The following is a 19,107-nucleotide window of genomic DNA, read 5'->3' on the forward strand; positions in this document are numbered from 1 at the left end:
CTGCGCAACGGGGGGCAGCGGAAGGTTCATCGCGTGTATTCCCATTTAGAAAAGGCCAGCGCTGGCTTATTGCGATGGCGCAAGGTCGGCAAGGCGCTCGTTGCCGGCGCTGCACTGCTGATCGGCAGTGCGTTGGTGCAGGCGGCGCCGGCACCGGGCGGCGCCGTGATTCGCAACGTCGCTACAGGCACCTATGTGCCGACCGGGTTTGCACAGACCGAGACCATTTCTTCCAATGCCGTTGTCGCTACCGTGCTGTCGGTGGAGGCATTGACGCTGACACAAGACCAGTCGGTCACACGACCTCCCGCGGCTGTTGTCACGCTGAGCCACCTGCTCACCAATACCGGCAATGTGGCGTCCAGCTACACGCTCAACTTAAGCAACGACGGCGCGGGTTGTACCCCGGACACGCTCGACCTGTCTTCGCTGCGCATCGTGCGCGACAGCAACAACAACGGCGTGATCGACAGCAGCGATCCCGTCATCGCGCTGAACAGCGCCGGAGCACTGCTTTTGCAACCCGGCCAGACCGCTGCACTCCTGGTTCAGGGCACCGTGCCTACGGTCGGTGCCGGCAATGCCTGCCTGTCGCTCGTGGCCACCACAGCGTTGCAAAGTTTGAATGCCTTCAACCACGATGTCGTGACGGTTGGCAACGTGGCAGTTATCGTGATCACGAAAAGCGCGACATACCCGGGCTTGGTGATCCCGGGCACGACCCGAATCGACTTCACCGTGTCGGGCGCAAACATCGGTTCGCAAGATGCGCAGCCCAGCAACGTCGCGGCGCCCACCAACACGCCCGTGCTCGTCAACGGTGCGCCCGCGACACTGGTACTGGTACGCGACCTGGTGCCCGCTGGCACGCAATACATCGTTGGTTCCCTGCAAAGCGCTGCGGCCAATTCGACCAAGCTCTTCAGGTTGTCGGGTGACGCGTCCTTTAGCTATCGCACGGTCGAAGACGCCTCTGCCATCGAGGTGGCCATCGGCATTGCGACACCGGTGGTGCGCAATGCGTCTTTCGTAATGCAGTTCGGCGTCAAGGTCAACGCCAGCCTGACAGGCGACATCCGCAACACCGCGCAGAGTTATTACAACGACGCGATAAACCCGACGGCAGCGACGTCCAACACGATCGTCATCGCATCGAGTCAGGCACGCATCGGCGTCGCCAAGGCGGCTTCTTCGCCCAAGGTCAATCGCGGCGCTGACGGTCAACTCGACGGCACCGCCACGGTCCGTTTCAGCGTCAACATCCGTAACTACGGCACCCTGCCGCTCTACGATGTGCTGGCCCCCGACGTGCTCGAAGGCCTCGGCGCCAGCCAGTTCGGCACCTTCACCGCGGCGGCCGTTCCGGCGGCCAACCAGTACACCATCGTGCCGGGGTCGGTGTTGATCGGTGGCAATCAAGGCAACAACGTGAGCGGCACGCTCGCTGTCGCCAATACGAGCTTCGCCGGTACCGCGACCGCGTCCAACCTGCTGTCCCCCGGTGCTGTGTTGCCGGTCGGCGCACAGGTGACCGTGCAGTTCGACGCCCGCGTCAATTTCACCGGCCGCGCGGACACTCTCTACAACAGCGTCAAGGTATCGAGTGCACTCGCTGCCGGCGCATCGCCGACGATCTTCGACGACTCCGTCGACGGCGCCGACCCGGATCCTGATGGCGACGGCAACCCGAACAACAACAGTTCGCCGACACCGGTGTCGACGCAGCTTCCTTCGCTGACGCTGGTGAAGAGCGCATCGCTGCCGCGTCGTGTCACTTCCGGCGTATTCGACATCGACTACACGCTGAAGATCACCAATACCGGCGTCGCTGCCGCGCCGAACGTGCGCGTCATCGACAACCTCAACTGCACATTCGACATGGACAAGCCGGAAGGCTTGATTGCTGCCTGGGCGCTGGTGGGTGCGCCCAAGGCAGCCAATGGGTTTCTGAATCCGGCGGCCAGTTTCACTGGCCGGGCAACCTGCAACCGCACCCAGATCAACAGCGCGGATCCTTTCAGCCTGCCCACCGAAGCGGCACTGAGCACGACCGATGGCAGCCGCGCCCTGGCGCCCGGCCAGAGCGAGCAGAGCACGTTCACCGTGCGCGTCACCGAAAAACCTATCGCTATCGGCAACCGCGTGACGGTGATCAACAAGGCCTGGGCGGCCGCGTTCGAGCAAAACACCATCAACGTCACGCCGGCCATGCTGGTCGCGGCGACCTCGAATTCGGTGCAATCGCTGCTGATCGATCCGCAGGGCACCGTCTACAACTCGGTGACGCGCCAGCCGGTGGCCGGGGCACTTGTCACCTACACGCGGCAGTCTTGCAACAGCGGCCCGGTCACGCCCATCACCGCCGCTGAAATCTCGGGCGCCGATTCAGGCACGTACACCTTCAACGCCAACGGCAGTATGTCGATGACGACGGGGTCCGATGGCGCCTACCAGTTCTACCTGCAGTCGCCACCCATCACCGGCTTGTGCACCTACGGCCTTTCCGTGACGCCCCCGGCGGGCAGTGGCTATGTCTACCCGTCGGCGCTCATTCCACCGACGCCGGGCCGCTATGCGAGTTGCGGCGCCATCGTGCCCAACAGCGCGGCGCCGCAAACTGCCGATCCGACGAGCTACTATTTTGCGGTCGTGTCCGGTGTCAATCCTGACGGTACTGCCTGCGATGTGGTGCACAACCATATTCCGCTGGACCCCGGCAATGTGCTGGGCCTGCTGCTGCGCAAGGACGGCAGCAAACGCCAGGCCGAGTTCGGCGACTTCATCGACTACGCGCTGACCGTCACCAACAAGACGGGCTTTCCGATCACTGGTGTGAACTTCAGCGACAGCCTGCCACCCGGCTTCGCCTTCGTGGCGAACAGCGCGCGGCTGAACGGTGCCGTCGCTGCCAACCCGGCAGGCGGCGCAGGGCCGTTGCTGGGCTTCGGATTTCCGGCGCTGACCCTGGGACCGGATCAGTCTGCTGTGGTTCGGTATCGCCTGCGTATCGGCGTGGGTGCGCCGACGAATGGCGATGCCGTCAACCGTGCGCGCGCGTCCTCGGGTCCGATTCAATCCAACCTGGCCAGTTGGCGAGTGCGGGTCACGGGTGGCGTTTTCTCGGACGACGCATTCGCCTTTGGCAAGGTGTACCTGGATTGCAAGCGCGACGGCAAGCAAGAGGGCCTGGACGAGCTCGGCGTGCCCGGTGTGCGCCTGTACTTGGAAAACGGCACCAACGTCGTGACCGACGTCGAAGGCAAGTGGAGCCTGTACGGCTTGAAGCCCATCACGCATGTGCTGCGGCTGGACCAGACCACCTTGCCTCGCGGCGCGCGCCTGGAAGTGCTGGACAACCGCAACTCGGGCACGCCCGAAAGCCGTTTCGTCGACTTGAAGAAGGGCGAGTTCCACAAAGCCAACTTCATCATCACCAACTGCGACGACAAGGCAATGATCGATGAGGTGGCCGCCCGTCGCTCCGCCATTGCGGCGTTGCCCGACACCGAAGCCGAAGCGCAGGTCCGCCTGCGTCTGGACCCCGAGGGCAAGATCATTGCGGTCGGCGACACACGCTCGCTGCCGGCCAGCGGTCAGTCGCTGTCCAGCGGCAGCACCGGTGCGGTGCAACGCACGTCTGCGCCGCTGATTGCGCTGCCGGTGCCTGACGGCAAGACCAGCACCTTCGTGAGCGCGGCTGGCGGTACGGGCGGCGGCGGCACTTTGGGCAGCATGAGCGCCGCAGCACCCACCCCGGCCGGCAGCCTCTTTGCGTCACTCAGTGGTTTGCCGACCAATGGACTGCCTTCGTCGGCTGTGAGCGGTAGCGCGACCGGCGCAGGCGCCTTTGCGAGCCGCCCGATCGGCGCCAGCGGTGCCATGCTGGAGCCGCGCAGCCAGGCCCTGCTGATGCAAGCCACCCCGAGCGCCATCGACCTCGAAGTGCTCCTGCCGCAGATCGACAGCAACGCACTCGGCTTCATCGGCCTCAAAGATGGCGACACCGTTGCCAGCCAGTCTCTCAACGTGCGCGTCAAGGGCGAGGCGGCCTTGTCTCTGCGCCTGACCGTCAACGGCATCGCGATCGATGCGAGTCGGGTGGGCAAGAAGACGCAACTCGCCTCCAGAAAGATCGGTGCTTGGGAATACATCGGCGTGCTGCTCAAGCCGGGCCGCAACACATTGCAGCTCGATGCGGTCGACGATTTCGGCAACGCGCATGGCGCGCCGGTACAGATCAGCCTGACTGCTCCGGACAAGCTTGCCGCCATCCAGATCGATTTGCCCGAAGTGGCACGCGCTGACCTGCGCACCCCCGTCATCGTCAAGGTGCGCTTAGTCGATGCCGCAGGCGTTCCGGTCACTGCCCGAACCCAGCTCACCCTTGAAAGCGACCGCGGCCGCTGGCTGGACGAAGACCTGAATCCGGCCGAGCCCGGCACGCAGGTGTTCATGGAAGGCGGCACGGCGGAGTTCCGTCTGCTGCCGCCCGGCGAGCCAGGCGATGCGCGTATCCGCGTAACGGCCGGCGACCTCGTCAAGGAAGTGCGACTTGCGTTGTTGCCCGAGATGCGTCCGATGATCGGTGTCGGCATTGTCGAAGGCGTGTTCGACTTCACCAAACGCGGCAACCTCGCGCTGGGCGCCATGCCTGCCGGTGCCGCCTTCGAGGCCGAGCTGACAGGATTGAAAGACCAGAGCGGCGACCGGCGCGCCTCCGGCCGTGCGGCGTTCTTTTTCAAGGGCACCGTCAAGGGCGACTATCTGTTGACCGCGTCTTTCGACTCCGACAAGACCGAAAAAGACCGTTTGTTCCGCGACATCCGCCCCGACGAGTTCTACCCGGTCTACGGCGACTCGTCGGTGAAAGGCTTCGATGCGCAAAGCACGCAGAAGCTCTATGTGCGCATCGACAAAAATCGCAGCTATCTGCTGTACGGCGACTTCACTACCGCCAGCAGCACCGAGGTGCGCAACCTGAGCCAGAGCAATCGGTCGCTCACCGGACTCAAGCACGTCTATGAAGACGACACGGTGCGCGCCACCAGCTACGTGAGCCGCACCGCGCAGGTCCAGCAAGTCGAAGAGTTTCGCGCCGTCGGTACCTCGGGCCCTTACTACCTGAGCGCCACGGGCGGTGATTTCGTCGACAACAGCGAGCAGATCGAAGTCATGGTCCGCGACCGCAACCAGCCGAACATCGTGCTGCAGCGCACCGCCGTGACACGCTTCGTCGACTACACGGTCGAGCCGTTGACGCGCCGCATTCTGTTCACGCATCCGATCTCCTCGGTCGATGCGAACCTGAACCCGCAGTCGATTCACGTCACCTACGAAGTCGACAGCGGCGGGCCCAAGTTCACCGTGGCCGGCACCGATGTCCAGGTCAAGGTGGGTGAGCGCGTGCAGCTCGGCGTGGTCGCCAGCACCGACCAGAACCCGCAAAACAAACGCAAGCTCGAGGCAGTGACCGGCATTGCCCGTATCGGCGACAACACGACCGTGGCGGCCGAACTTGTCCATACCGAATCCGACGCAAAGGGCAAGGGGAACGCAGGCCGGGTCGAAGCGCGCTATCAGGACGAAAAACTCGCCGTCGTCGCGTTGGCCAGCAAAACCAGCGAAGGTTTCGACAACCCCGGCGCCTCCATCATGGCCGGGCGCACCGAAGTCTCGGCCCGCGCTGAATACAGGGTCGATCCAACCACTGCTGTGCGCGCCGAAGCGCTCTACAGCAAGGACGCACTGCTGACCGGCGGCACCAAGGGTGCGACGGTGAGCGCACAGAAGAAACTGAGCGACACGCTCGTGGCCGAAGTCGGTCTGCGACAGGGGCAAAGCACGACGGGCCTCGGCTCCAGCTCCGGCTTCGACTACGGGCAGATCTCCACCTACAACGGCCAGCTCGGCGGCAGCGTCGGTGCCGGCAACGTGACCGCACTCGGCTCGGCAGCCACTTCCGCCAGCACCCAGAACGAGAGCCTCACCACGGTGCGCGCGCGCCTCTCATCGGCGGTTCCCGGTCTGCCACAGGCACAGGTGTTCGTCGAAGGCGAACAAGACGTCAAAGACGGCAGTCGCCATACCGTTGCGGTCGGCGGCAATTACGCGATCACCGACAAGACGCGCGCTTACGCCCGCTATGAACTGGTCTCGTCGCTGAACGGGCCCTATGACGCGACCAGCACGCAGACCCACAACGTGGGCATCGTCGGCATCGAGAGCGCCTACATGGAAGGCGGCCGTGTGTACAACGAGTACCGCCTGGCAGACAGCATCGACGGCCGTTCGGCGCAAGCCGCTTTGGGTGTGCGCAACACCTTCAAGGTGACCGACCACCTGGGACTGACTGCCGGCATGGAACACACACGCACTCTGAGCGGTGCCAGCAACAGCGTGAACAGCGGCAACGGCTACGCGTCCACTGGCCTGGGCGAATCGACTGCCATCACGGGCGGCGCGGAATACAGCGATGGTGGCTTCAAGGCGAGCGGTGTGCTCGAAGCCCGCAATGGTGACGACGCCAACACGCGCCTCTTCAGCGCGGGCGCCGGCTACAAGCTCAACCCTGAAGTGAGCCTGCTGGCGCGCAGCGTGATCAGCGACAGCGAAGGGCAGGGCGCCAATGCCGGCAACGAGCGTCACTTGCAGCGCCACCAGATTGGCCTGGCCTACCGGCCGGTCGACACCGATACGTGGAACGCATTGGCACGCTACGAGCATCGCTCTGAAAAGATCGTCGGTGGTGGCAACTCGGCCGGCGCCCTCAGCGGCGGAAGCGCTTTTGGCAGCGACTCCGGCAACGCCACCCTGCCGGGCACCACCAGTGCCGACATCGTTTCAGCGCACCTCAACTTCAACCCTGAACGCGGCACCGTCATCACCGCGCGCTACGCCGCCAAGGTCAGCCGCGCCGACGACGGGGTGCTGCCCAGCACTTACTGGGCTCACCTGGTGCAAGCCCGCTGGACCAAGGACCTGAACGCCGACTGGGACGTCGGCGTGCAGGCGGGCGCGCTTTACGGCAAGGGCGGCGGACTGCAAAAGACCGCCGGCGTCGAGGTTGGCTACCAGGCCTACAAAAATACGTGGGTCTCGGCCGGCTACAACGTCGTCGGCCTGAAGGACCGCGACCTGACCGCCAACGAGTACACGAGCAAAGGTGCTTATGTACGACTGCGTTTCAAGTTCGACGAGACGGGGTTGGGCTTTGCGTCGGCGGGCGGAGAGCCTGCATCCGCCACGCCTGTGGATGCCATTACCGCTGCCAACGAAGCAGCTCGCGCCATGCCGGTGATCGCGCCGGCGCCGCTCGCCTTGCCGGCCAAGACCACGCTGCAGGCCGAGACGCTGTTCGACTTCGGCAAGTCATCGATCAAGCCCGAATCTCACGCCGCACTCGACGTGCTGGCGGCGCAAATCAAGGCCGCCGACTTCGACGTGGTGATCACTATCGGACACACCGATTCGGTCGGTTCCCAGGACTTCAACCAGAGCCTGAGCGAGCAGCGCGCCAATGCCGTGCGCGCCTACCTCATTGCCCATGGCGTGGACGCTGCGCGCATACGCAGCGAAGGCAAAGGTGAGAAAGAGCCCATCGCATCGAATGCAACGGCGCACGGCCGGGCGCAGAACCGTCGGGTCGAGATTGAAGTTCTCGGCCAGGAAAAACAGCACAGTGGGCAACCGCCAGAGCCGACGAGTCGACATTGAAAAACAACATGACGAGCAAAAGTGACCGTAAGTCCATGGTGTCATATCTGATTCATCGCATCGGAAGACAAGTACCAAGAACTGCACTGCGTGCAGCGGCCGGGCTGTTGAGCAGTGTGCTGTTGGCGCAGTCAGCGATCGCCGCATGTACCCCTGCTGTCGTCAACGGTGACTTCCCACTCGGTTCGGGTGGATGGACCATGGGTGCAGGTTGGGGCTACAACAGCGCGGCTGGAAACATCGGCACAACAATCGACAACCTGGGTACGCAGGCTGCAACGGTCTTAGTCACCAATGCGAAGCCCGGCGCTCTGGTGTCGTTTTCGATGCAGCACGGCGGTGGTGGCGGCCCGGTTAACTCGCGGTTGGACATCATTTACAACGGCGTCCTGTACATGGCGATCAACACGAACAATGGCGGTGGCTCAGGTGCCAGTAGCCCCCCAGGGATGGGCGGTGGCGCGACTTGCGTCAGTGGCTGTGGTTCCAACCCGCGAAATGTTTTTAACAACTACTCTTTCCGGCTACCGGCTGGGTCCATATCGACGGCCAATTTGTCCTTCAGCGCAGTGCAGCTCAATGGTGGTGTTGTGGACGACGTCTCAATTGACAATGTTGTTGTCGAAATGGGCCCCGCCATTTGCCTGAGCGAAAGAACGATTGGCGGCTCAGGCGGTGCTTTCGCGCTTGGAGGCACAAATATTGACTACGTCGTCAACACAATAGCTGTCGACGCCACTAAAACCCAGGCCGTGGGGGCAAGCGCCACCTTCGAAATGGATGGAACCACGTCCCAAACCGGTAATCAGGCCATGAGGGTTGTGGGCAGTTCTGCGACTGTGACGCAGACGAGTATTCCCGCGGCTTACGCCTTCCAGCAAGCAGTGTGTACTGGTGGAGGCGGAACCGCTACTGCCAATCCTTCGGGCAATGGATCGTTTTCCATCACTGGGCTAACCGGGATGGCTAACTGCACCATCACCAACGCGGCGCTACCTATCGTCAGAGTTAAAAAAACAACCACTAACGGTTCGGGAACCACGGCATTTGGTTTTACGTTGAACGGCGCATCACCCGGCTCCGAAAACATTTCGTTTACCAGTCCCAGCACAAGTCCTGCATCGCCAGCGGCACACACGGCGACTGCAGGCTCAATCACTGCTGTCACCATCACCGAGTCAAGCGTACCAACAGGTTGGCCTGCAAATCCGACTGGGGTCTCGTGCATAGACGCCAACGGTGCGAGCACGGGCAATGGTGGGGGAAACCTTGGCACTTTGTCAGGAAATGCGGCTACGGTGCCCGTCACGGCCATGCGAGGCGGTGCCGACATCACGTGTACTTTCACCAACTCGTTAGTGCCTGACCTGTCCATCGTGAAAAGTCAGCGGCTCGGCACGACGGGTACTTTTATAGGGCCAGGTACTGGGTTGAAAGCGCCCGTTTCGGGCACGGTTCAATACCAGTTGGTGATTGCGAACGCTACTGGCAGGCCCACTGCCAGCAACATCACATACAGCGACGCAGTGCCTTCGAACTTCGGCTCGCCAACAGTGGTAAGTACATCGCCTTCGGCCGGAGTCACGTGCCCAGCGCCCACGTTCAGCGGCAACACGTTGAATGGTGGTGGACTGACGCTGCCGGCCAATGGAACCTGCACTATTGTTTACTCCGTGACAGCCAATACGCTCACCAGCCCGTCTGCAGGGGTTGTCAACACTGCCACGGTCACCACGACTCCCACGGGCGGCACGGACACCAATACGGCAGATAACACTTCTTCAGTCACGACCTTCATCAATCCCATTATTCGATTGAATGACTCCGTCGTCGGTACCCCGCCCCCGGGGGATAGTGCATTGTTCAACCTGTCGATCGGCGGAGCCAATGCCACCACAGCATTTCCCGGAGGCGGTACCAACCCCCAAAACAACCAAGGCAACGGCGGCACTACCGGGTGGGTAATGATCGATGCGACGGACTCAGGGATTGCCTGGTCTACCGTGACGGTGGCTGAAACCGCCGGCAACACGACGACGCTTGCCTACTACAAACCAAACCTGACTTGCTTCGACGGGAATGGTGCGTCCTTTCCCCCAAGCGGGTGGACCTACCCGGGCGGCCCGATCGCAGGCGGGACCTACTCCAACGTAGTCGCGGCACCGCAGAACCCGGCTGTTGGCGCTGCAGCAATGATCACCTGCACTTACACCAACACGGTGAAGACGGCCACATTGCAAACCACCAAGTCCTGGGGCACAGGCAGCCTGGCCAGCGACACGGCCAACATTGCCGCCACCACCGGCGGCACGCCCGGCAATGCCCCGGCGTTTAGCAGGGCAGGTGGCACAGCGGGTACCAGCGGCGCACCCGTGACTGTGAACGTTAACAGCAGTCTGATCTTCCCTGCAGAGACCTTCGTCTCGGCGGGCAGTGCCGCCAAATACACCACGGTTCTGGTCTGTACGGCCGATGGCGGCGCCACGGCCAATTTCTTGAACGGCACCAATGTTCCGGCGAATGGTCAGAACAGCAACACGCTGGTGATAGGCGCGGCTGACGACGGCAAAGCGATCGTTTGCACCTACACCAACACGCTCAAGCCTGCATCGATCATCTTGCAGAAGACCTGGCGCAACGGTACCGACAACAACGGCACCACCAGCACAACCACCATTCCAGCCCTCAGCACGGGAATGGTCACAGCAACGGGCGTGGTGAATTCGACGTCGGGCGCGACGCCGCCGAGCAACAACAGCACCAGCAGCACGCCGGGTACGGCGGCGGTGGGTGCCACGCTCACGCTTCCCGTTGAAACCCTGGGAGCGGGGGCCGCGCGCTTTGGCATTGGTGCCGCGGCGCCGGTCTACTCCTGTACCGACGGCACCACCACCCTCAATAACATCGCCCAGGGCGGCACCGTGACGGTTCCTGCCAGCAGCGGCAATGGCACGCTGACCTGCACCCTGACCAATGCCGCACTGCCGGTGTTGGTGTTGGCCAAGGCAGCGCGTCCTGGTTCACAGTCACCTACGTTCAACTTCACCGTGAGCGGCGCCACCAATGGCAGCGCGGCGCTCGCGTTCACCCCGAACAACTCGGTGGTCACGCAATACGCGGCGCAGGAACATCGCGGCACCGTGGGTGCGGCGGTGACCATCACCGAGGCGACTACCGCCAACTGGCCCAGCGCACCCGCATCGGCGGTGTGTACCGATCTGAACGCAGCCAACTCGGGCAACCCGGCGACGATTCCGATTGTTTCCAACAACGCCACTGCCACCTACACCGTCCCGGCCGCCAACATGGTGCTGGGCGCCAACATCCAGTGCGTCTTCACCAACGAGCAGCCCCAGGTCACGCTCAACAAGACATTCGTCGGTGTGGCGCGCGATTCGGGCAACTTCACCTTGCGCATCAGCGGCGTCAACAGCCAGCCAGGCAATGCCGACGTGACAGCGCCTGCCACCTACGCCAGTGGCGGGGGCGGCACTCCTTTTGTCGTGGTCAACGCCGGTCAGACAGTGACATTGAGTGAGACGGCTGGCTCAGGAACCTCGCTGTCCAACTACACCCCCACCATCAGCTGCAGAGACGGCAACAATTTGGCGTACGCCACGACGGTCGGCGTGCCCGGCAGCTGGACGCTGACGGCGCCCAGTGGCTTCATCTCGGGCAACAGCGAGTTCATCCGCTGCGACATCATCAACACGGCCCCGACCACGCTCCAACTGAACAAGACATGGGCCGCCAACTCGACCGCGGGCGACCAGATCACGGTGACCACCACGGGCGGCAGCACCAACCCCACCGTGTCGTCGACCGCAACCGCTGCGGCCTCGCCCACCACGACGACCGGCAGCCCTGCTGCGGTGACGGTGGGCAACACCATCAACTTGCCGGCAGAGACGTTCACCCCGGCGTCCAGTGCCGCCAACTACACCACGGCGCTGTCGTGTACGGGGGGCACCTTGAGTGGCACCGACGGCCAGGTGAACAACACCTTGGTGATACGCGCGGCCGACAACGGTCAGCCGATCGCTTGCACCTACACCAACACCCCCAAGCCTCTCAACTTTTTCAGGCTGCGGTTGAGGAAGGTATTTGCCGGCAACATCACCCCCAACGACGCCATTACGGCGACCACCACCGGCGGCACTTTCTCAGGCAGCCCGTCTAATCCCACGCTCACTGCGGACGCCCTGGGTGGAAGCACGCCGACCACTGGCGCATCGGTCTTTGTCACCCAGGGGAACACCATCAGGCTGCTGGCGGAGAACTTCACCACCGGCAGCCAGGCCAACTACACGACGACGGTGAGTTGCAACAACACGGCATCGCCGGTGACCAATGCCACGCCGCCGGTGAACTTCACGGTGTCGTCGGTCGAGCCGTCGATTACCTGCACTTACACCAACACCCCCGTGGCCGCCCCTCCTGCGATTCTCAACACCACTAAAGTGCTGCAGGGCATTAACGGCGTTGCGGCCACGCCGGGTGCCTCTGTGAAGGCGGGCGACATCCTGGACTATCAGATCAGCGTGACCAACACCGGCGGCTCGTCAGGCCCGACTACTCTGACCGACACCGTTCCGGCCAACACCGTCTTCAGCACCGCGGCCCCGAGCGTGGGCTGGTCCTGTGCCAATGGCGCGGCAAGCGGCACGGCGTGCACCCAGACAGTGACCGTGGCAGCAGGTGCCACCACGTTGCTGGGCTACCGCGTCACCGTGTTCAATCCGCTCCCGGTGGGCACGGCGAGCATCGCCAACAGCGTCACTGCCTCCACCGGCACCTGCAGCAGTTGCAGCGTGAGCAACCCGACCGTGGCGGTTCTCGATACGTCCAAGGCGCTCGTCAAGGTCAACGGCACGGTGACGACCGGCACCGCCACGGTGGCGGGCGGAGACGTCTTCCTCTACAACATCGTTGTCCGCAATACGGGCGGCAGCAGCAGTACGACTGTGTTGAGCGAGACCGTACCGGACCATACCAACTACACCGGGTCGGGCGAAGGGTGGTCATGCGCCACCGGCTCGGCGGCCGGCATCGTCTGCACCTTGAGCATCACCACAGCCCCTGGCAGTGTCACGACTCCCTTCACCGTGACGGTGGTCAACCCGCTGCCGGTGGGCACCACGACGATCGTCAATACCGTGACGACCTCGGTGGGTACCTGTAGCGCCTGTACCGTGACCACGCCGGGCACCAACCTGAACGTGTCGGGGCGAGTTTTCACCGACAACGGCGCGGGCGGAGGCACAGCTAACGATGGTTTGATCAACGGCGCGGAGGTCGGCGTGGCAAGCGTCGGCATCAAGCTGACGAACTGCGCGGCGATCATCTACGGCACGACCATCACCGATGGAACCGGCGGCTTCAAGATAGGGGTCAACTCGTCCCTGCCAGTGGGCAGCCTGCTGTGCGTGGAGGAAACCAACCCGGCTACGCGGATCTCGACCGGCGCCTCTTACGGCAGCACGGCGCTACCTTCCGGTGCAACCGTGACCGCAAGCGGAACCAGCTACACCTACACCCGCACCGGCACACCTGACCGCATCGCCTTCGCGTGGAACGGCACCGGTCATGCCGGGTTGAACTTCGGCGATGTCGACCCCAACACTTTTGTCGCCGATGGCACTAAGGGCGGTCAGCCCGGCAACACCGTCAGCTACTCCCACACCTTCACCGCGCAGACGGGCGGCTCGGTGAGTTTCACGATTGCATCCGCAGTCGCAGCGCCGACCCTCGCCGGCTGGAACGAGAAGGTCTTTGCCGATGTCGGTTGCACCGGCACGCTGCAAGCAGGCGCTGCAGTGTTGTACCCGCCAGCGGCGCCGATGACAGTGGTGGCAGGTCAGCAGGTCTGCATCGTGATGCAGGAGTTCATCCCGGCGACGGCGCAAAACGGCCACGTCAATACGGTCAAATTGGAAGCTGATTTCAACTTCACCAATGCAGCACCCACGCTTTCTGCCAGCTACCAGGTAACCGACGTGACCACGGTCGGAAGCAGTGCACTGGACTTGAAAAAGGAAGTGCGCAACGTCACCCAAGGCGGTGTGTTCGGCGTCAACAACCAGGCCAAGTCGGGTGAGACGCTGGAGTACCGCATCTCCTATACCAACAACGCCGCTGCACCGATCAGCACGCTGGCGATCAACGACACGACGCCCGCCTACTCGACCTTCGTGAGCGCCCTGCTGGAGAGCACGCCGGTCACGCTGACGGCCTGCGCAAAGAACACGCCGGCCAACCCGCTGCCGGCAGCGACCGTCGCATGCCCCACGGCGCAGGCCGTGGGTGGCACCGGCCCTCTCGACTGGAAGTTCACCGGCTCGCTGGCACCGGGCGGCACCGGTGCGGTGCTGTTCCAGGTGAAGGTCAACTGATATTCACCAAGGTAGAACACCGGATGCGAACGCACTCCAAATCGAAGGAAGCTGGTTACTGGCTTCAGGTCGTTAACCAGTCACGTGTGGCGTAGCCCGCATTTCGTCGCGGCCATGCGGCGCCGGCTGGTTGCGGTTGCTTGGACGGTAGCGGCTTCCACCATGTTCGCGCTGCCAGCACAGGCGGCGGTCACGTCCTGCACGCCGAGCGGCACGGTGCCGGCAGGGCAACCCGGGGCGGGCGCTGCTTACAACAACTGCAGGGTGGTGACCAATTCCGGCGGTGACCAGACCCTCGCCGTCCCGGCGGGCAATTACGTCGAGTCCCGCGTCTGGGGCGCGGCGGGAGCGACGGGCTATTGGGTCAATGTCAGTGAGTTTGGCAACAGCGGCTACGGAGGTTACGGTGGCGCTGGCGCCTTTGCCAAAGGCGGCTTTGTTGCCAATGGCACGACCCTGTACTTGGTGGTGGGCGATGGCGGCCGATACTTTCCCAATGGGGCGGCATTGACCACGCCCTATGGAGGCGGTGGCACGCGCAATCCCACTACGGGCGCCGTGTTTTTTCACTCGCAGGGCGGCGGTTTGTCCGGTATTTTCTACGGCGCCTCGCCTTTCGGCGCACTGTATGGGAGCGTTAACGGCAGCGCTGATCCCATCATCGTGGCGGGCGGCGGCGGTGGTGCGGATGCCTCATCGTGGGGCGACAGTCCGGGCTCCGGCGGCGGCCTGACAGGGTCGACTGGCGGCACCAGTGGCATGAATCCCGGGGGCGGTGCGACGTGCATCGCCAGCATTTACACCCCTGCGGGGGGCGGTACCCAGTCTGGGGGCGGGTCCAAGGGCACCGGCTCGGCGGTTCTTGCCGGCAGCAATTCCACCAACGGCAGCAAATGGTACGGCGGGCTTGGCTCCTCGTCAGCGGCAGGCATGGGCGGCGGGGGCGACAGTTCGGGTGGCGGCGCTGGCTATTACGGCGGCGGTGGCGGCTCTGCCACCAACCGGTGCGACGACACGGCGGGCGGCGGGGGCTCGAGCTTCCTGTCGGCCTACATCCTCGGCGGTTCCGGTTCTTTTGCCACCGCCCCTTGGGTGCAAGCGCCGAGTAGCGGCGGGGCCCCCAATAGCGGCGACACCTATTACGGTGGTGCCGCAGCGCAGCCCACGGCGGTAGGCAATGGGTCTGGCGCTCAGGGGGGCAACGGTCGCGTGGTGGTGCAATGGAATGCGCCACTGGTCAAGATGGTCAAGACAACGACGGCCGGCAGCACGGGCACCAACGCCTTCAATTTCACCCACGCTGGCCTCACGACCACGGCCGGGGTCGCAGCCGGTACCACCGCCATCAGCGTCGTCGATGCCGCGACCGTGATCGGTGCGCAACGCATGGGCACCTTGAACACCAGCCAGAGCGTGGCCGAGTCGACCATTCCCGCCAGCTTTTTCGTGACCGGCATCGTTTGCAACGACGCCAATACGGCGATCACTGGCAACACCAATCCGGTCGCGCAAAGCGGGGTGGCGGACGTCACCAGCATCAGCATCCCGGCGGCCGCCATGCGCAACGGGGCGGACATCAGCGGTACTTTCGTCAACGCACAGCGCACCCTGACCAAGGCCTTCGCGACACCGTCGATCGTGCCGGGCGGCAGCACCACCCTGACGTTCACGTTGACCAATCCCGCCAACGGAGCGGCCACGACGGCAAGCTTTACCGACACCCTGCCGTCGAGCCTGCGCATTGCGGCCGTGCCTGCCATCGGGGGAACCTGCACCAACGCCAGTACGGCAACGGCCGCAGCGGCGGGCGGTACGGCCATCACGGTCACGAATGCGGCCGTTCCTGCGGGAACGAGCAGTTGCACGGTGACGGTCGCCGTGACCAATCTCGCAGGTGCCACCAATGCCAGTTGCAGCACCAATCCCGCCGCATTCACGAATACCACTACCAACGTCACCGGTCTCTCGGCCAACTTCTTCAACGGCGTCACGGCCCAGTGCCTCATGGTGGCGCCTGCGCCCACTGTCAAGCTGGCCAAGACGACCACGAACGGCACGGGCAGCAACAGCTTTGGGTACACGTTGTCCGGCCTAGGCAACACCAGCGACACCGTGGTGGTAACGGGCGCAGCGACGGTGGCCTCTGGTACCACGCAGGTCGGCTCCGTCGGCACGGCCGTCACGATGCAGGAGTCGAGCGTGCCCACGGGCTGGCCGACCAACCCGACCGGTGTGAGCTGCCTCGACGCCAATACCGCGGCCAGCGGCAACACCACGACCAACCTGGCCACGCTGAGCGGCAACACGGCCAGCCTGCCCGCCACGGCCATGCGCGGCAGTGCAGTGATTACCTGCACCTTCACCAACACGGCCCGGCCCGATATGTCGGTGACGAAGGCCGACGGGGTGAGCAGCGTCATGTCGGGCGCGAGCACGGCCTATGTGGTCACCGTGACCAACAGCGGAGCGGTGGCGTCCACCGTCGCGCTGGTCGACCCGGTTGCAACGGGCTTGAACAAGACGATCGTCAGCTGCGGTGCCGTGCCAGGCGTATGCACCACACCGCCCTCGGTCGCAGCCTTGCAGGCCGGCTTCACCACGCCCAGCATTCCGGCTGGCGGCAGCTACCAGCTGACGGTCAACGCCACGGTCACGGCGGCCGTGGGCGCCTCGGTCAGCAACGTCGCCACTGCCACGGTGGCAACCAGTACCGGCAGCAGCTGTGCGGCAGCGGGCGGCACATTCAACGCCGGCACCGGCGCGTGCTCGGCCACGGACACCGACGTCGTGGCGGCCGCGCCAACGGTCACGCTGGCTAAGAACTCGGTGGGCGGCACCGGGTCGTTCGCATTCACCCTGGTCGGCGTCAGCAATACCAGCGACAGCATCACGACCGTGACGTCAGGGGCCACGGCGACCTCCGCCGCCAACCACACCGGCACGGTGGGCGCAGCGGCAAGCGCCACTGAAACAGCCGTTGCGGGCTACACCACCAGCACCAGCTGCGTGGACGGCAACAGCGCCGTTACCGGCAACACGGTGGCAATCAGTTCGACCAACACGACCGCGACGATTCCCGCAGGCAACATGCGCGCCGGTGCGTCCTATACCTGCACCTTCACCAACACCGCCTCACCCAGCCCCCGGCTGCAGATCGTCAAGACAACAGTGAGCGGCACGGGCAGCAACGTCTTCAGCTTCGCGCTGGGCGGACTGAGCCAGCCCGGCGACAACATCACGGTGGTGGGCGCCGGCACGGTCAGCGGCGCGGCGACGATCACCGGCACGGCGGCCACGGCGGTGAGCATGGCTGAAACCCCGCCCGCCGGCTGGCCAGCCAACCCGGTCAGCGCCAGCTGCGTCGATTCGCAGACCGCCACGAGCGGCAACCCGAGCGGGCCGCTAGGTACGCTGTCCGGCAATGTGCTGAGCATTCCGGCGGCCAACATGGTCAACGGCGCGGCGTTCAGCTGCACCTTCATCAACGCCTTCGGCTTCAGCATCACGGGCCGCGTCTTCACCGACAACGGCGTGGGCAGCGGGATGCCGAACGACGGGGTCATGAACGGCAGCGAAGCGGGCATGGCCGGCGTAATCGTCAGGCTGACCAACTGTTCCGGCACGGTGTATGCGCAGGGTCCCACGAGCGCAAGTGGCAGCTACGCCTTGATCGTGCCCGGCAGCGTCGCAGCAGGGGCGCCACTGTGCGTGGAAGAAACCAACCCGGGCGTGCGCGTTTCCACCGGCGCTTCGGTCAGCACCACGGCCTTGCCCTCAGGCTTCGCCGTGACGGTCGGCGGCACCAGCTACAGCTACGCGCGCACCGGCGCGCCCGACCGCATCGCCTTCGCATTTAACGGCGCCGGGCACAGTGGACTGAACTTCGGAGACGTCGACGCCAATACGTTTGCTGCCGATGGTGTCAAGACCGGTCTGCCCGGCAACACGGTGGTCTATGCCCACACCTTTACTGCGCAGACCGGCGGCGTGGTGAGTTTCTCGATTGCGTCGTCGGTGACGACCCCGACCCTCAATGGCTGGAACGAGAAGGTTCTTAACGATGTTGGTTGCACCGGCACGCTGCAAGCAGGCGCTGCAGTGTTGTACCCGCCAGCGGCGCCGACGACAGTGGTGGCAGGCCAGCAGGTCTGCATCGTGATGCAGGAGTTCATCCCGGCGACGGCGCAGAGCGGCTACATCGATACCGTCACGGTGCAGGCAGGCTTCGCCTTCACCAACGCCGCCCCAGCGCTGTCGGCCAGTTACCAGGTGACGGATGTGACCAAGGTCAGCAGCGCCGCGCTCGATCTTAAAAAGGAAGTGCGCAACGTGACGCAGGCCGGCGTCTTCGGCATCAACAACCAGGCCAAGTCGGGTGAGACGCTGGAATATCGCATCACCTACACCAACAACGCCGCCGCACCGATCAGCACCCTGGCGATCAACGACACGACGCCGGCCTACTCGAGCTTCGTGAGCGCCCTGGCCGGTAGCACGCCGAGCACGCTGACGGCCTGCGTGAAGACCACGCCAGCCAACCCGCTGCCCGCAGCGACCGTCACATGCCCGACAGCGCAAGCCACTGGCGGCACCGGCCCCCTCGATTGGAAGTTCACCGGCTCGCTGGCACCGGGCGGCACCGGCACCGTGCTGTTTCAGGTCAAGGTCAACTGAGGCCAGCGCGGTCGATGCCTTCCGGCCTTCAGCTGTGCCCTTGCAGCTTCGGGTTCTTCGCAAACAGATCAGCCGCCCAGTCGACGAAGGCACGTACCTTTGCGCTCAGGTGCCGGTTGGGCGGGTAGACCACATGCACCGGTAACGGCGGCACGGTCCAATCCGGCAGCACCCGCACCAGCTCGCCGCTCGCCAGGTAGGGCTCGGCCACGTAAGTGATGCACTGCGAAATGCCGAAGCCGCCCAGCACCCCCGAGTTCGACAGTTAAACGCGTAACGTGTTGATCCATATAGGGCCGCGCATCAAACGCTCCACTACAACAGGGTC

The 19,107-nt window shown here is 64.2% G+C and carries 4 protein-coding genes and 2 pseudogenes; 4 read left to right on the forward strand and 2 right to left on the reverse strand.

The features are described from left to right. Nucleotides 1-33: 33 nt before the first annotated feature. Nucleotides 34-7,713, forward strand: a complete 7,680-nt coding sequence (locus QN413_RS13100) for an OmpA family protein (RefSeq protein WP_323497032.1) — start codon at nt 34-36, stop codon at nt 7,711-7,713. A gap of 865 nt (nt 7,714-8,578) precedes the next feature. Here QN413_RS13100 and QN413_RS13105 read toward each other — a convergent pair. Then, on the reverse strand, nt 8,579-8,941 hold the full coding sequence (locus QN413_RS13105; RefSeq protein WP_323497033.1) for a hypothetical protein: 363 nt from the start codon (nt 8,939-8,941) through the stop codon (nt 8,579-8,581). Nucleotides 8,942-9,026: 85 nt separating this feature from the next. Between QN413_RS13105 and QN413_RS27350 the strand changes: the two are divergent. The 3 genes and pseudogenes from QN413_RS27350 to QN413_RS13120 form a co-directional block, all read left to right on the forward strand. Further along, nucleotides 9,027-9,443 (forward strand): annotated as a pseudogene (locus QN413_RS27350) (hypothetical protein); the annotation flags it as partial. Nucleotides 9,444-9,572: 129 nt separating this feature from the next. Next, entirely contained in the window at nt 9,573-14,105 is a 4,533-nt protein-coding gene (locus tag QN413_RS13115; RefSeq protein WP_323497035.1) for a hypothetical protein, read from the forward strand. A gap of 162 nt (nt 14,106-14,267) precedes the next feature. Continuing rightward, nucleotides 14,268-18,779 (forward strand): hypothetical protein, encoded by a 4,512-nt coding sequence (locus QN413_RS13120; protein ID WP_323497036.1) that lies wholly within the window; start codon nt 14,268-14,270, stop codon nt 18,777-18,779. A gap of 28 nt (nt 18,780-18,807) precedes the next feature. Here QN413_RS13120 and QN413_RS13125 read toward each other — a convergent pair. Then, nucleotides 18,808-19,035 (reverse strand): annotated as a pseudogene (locus QN413_RS13125) (LysR substrate-binding domain-containing protein); the annotation flags it as partial. Between the last annotated feature and the right edge of the window lie 72 nt (nt 19,036-19,107).

The sequence above is a fragment of the Variovorax sp. LG9.2 genome, assembly GCF_035018885.1.
Taxonomy (GTDB): Bacteria; Pseudomonadota; Gammaproteobacteria; order Burkholderiales; family Burkholderiaceae_C; genus Variovorax.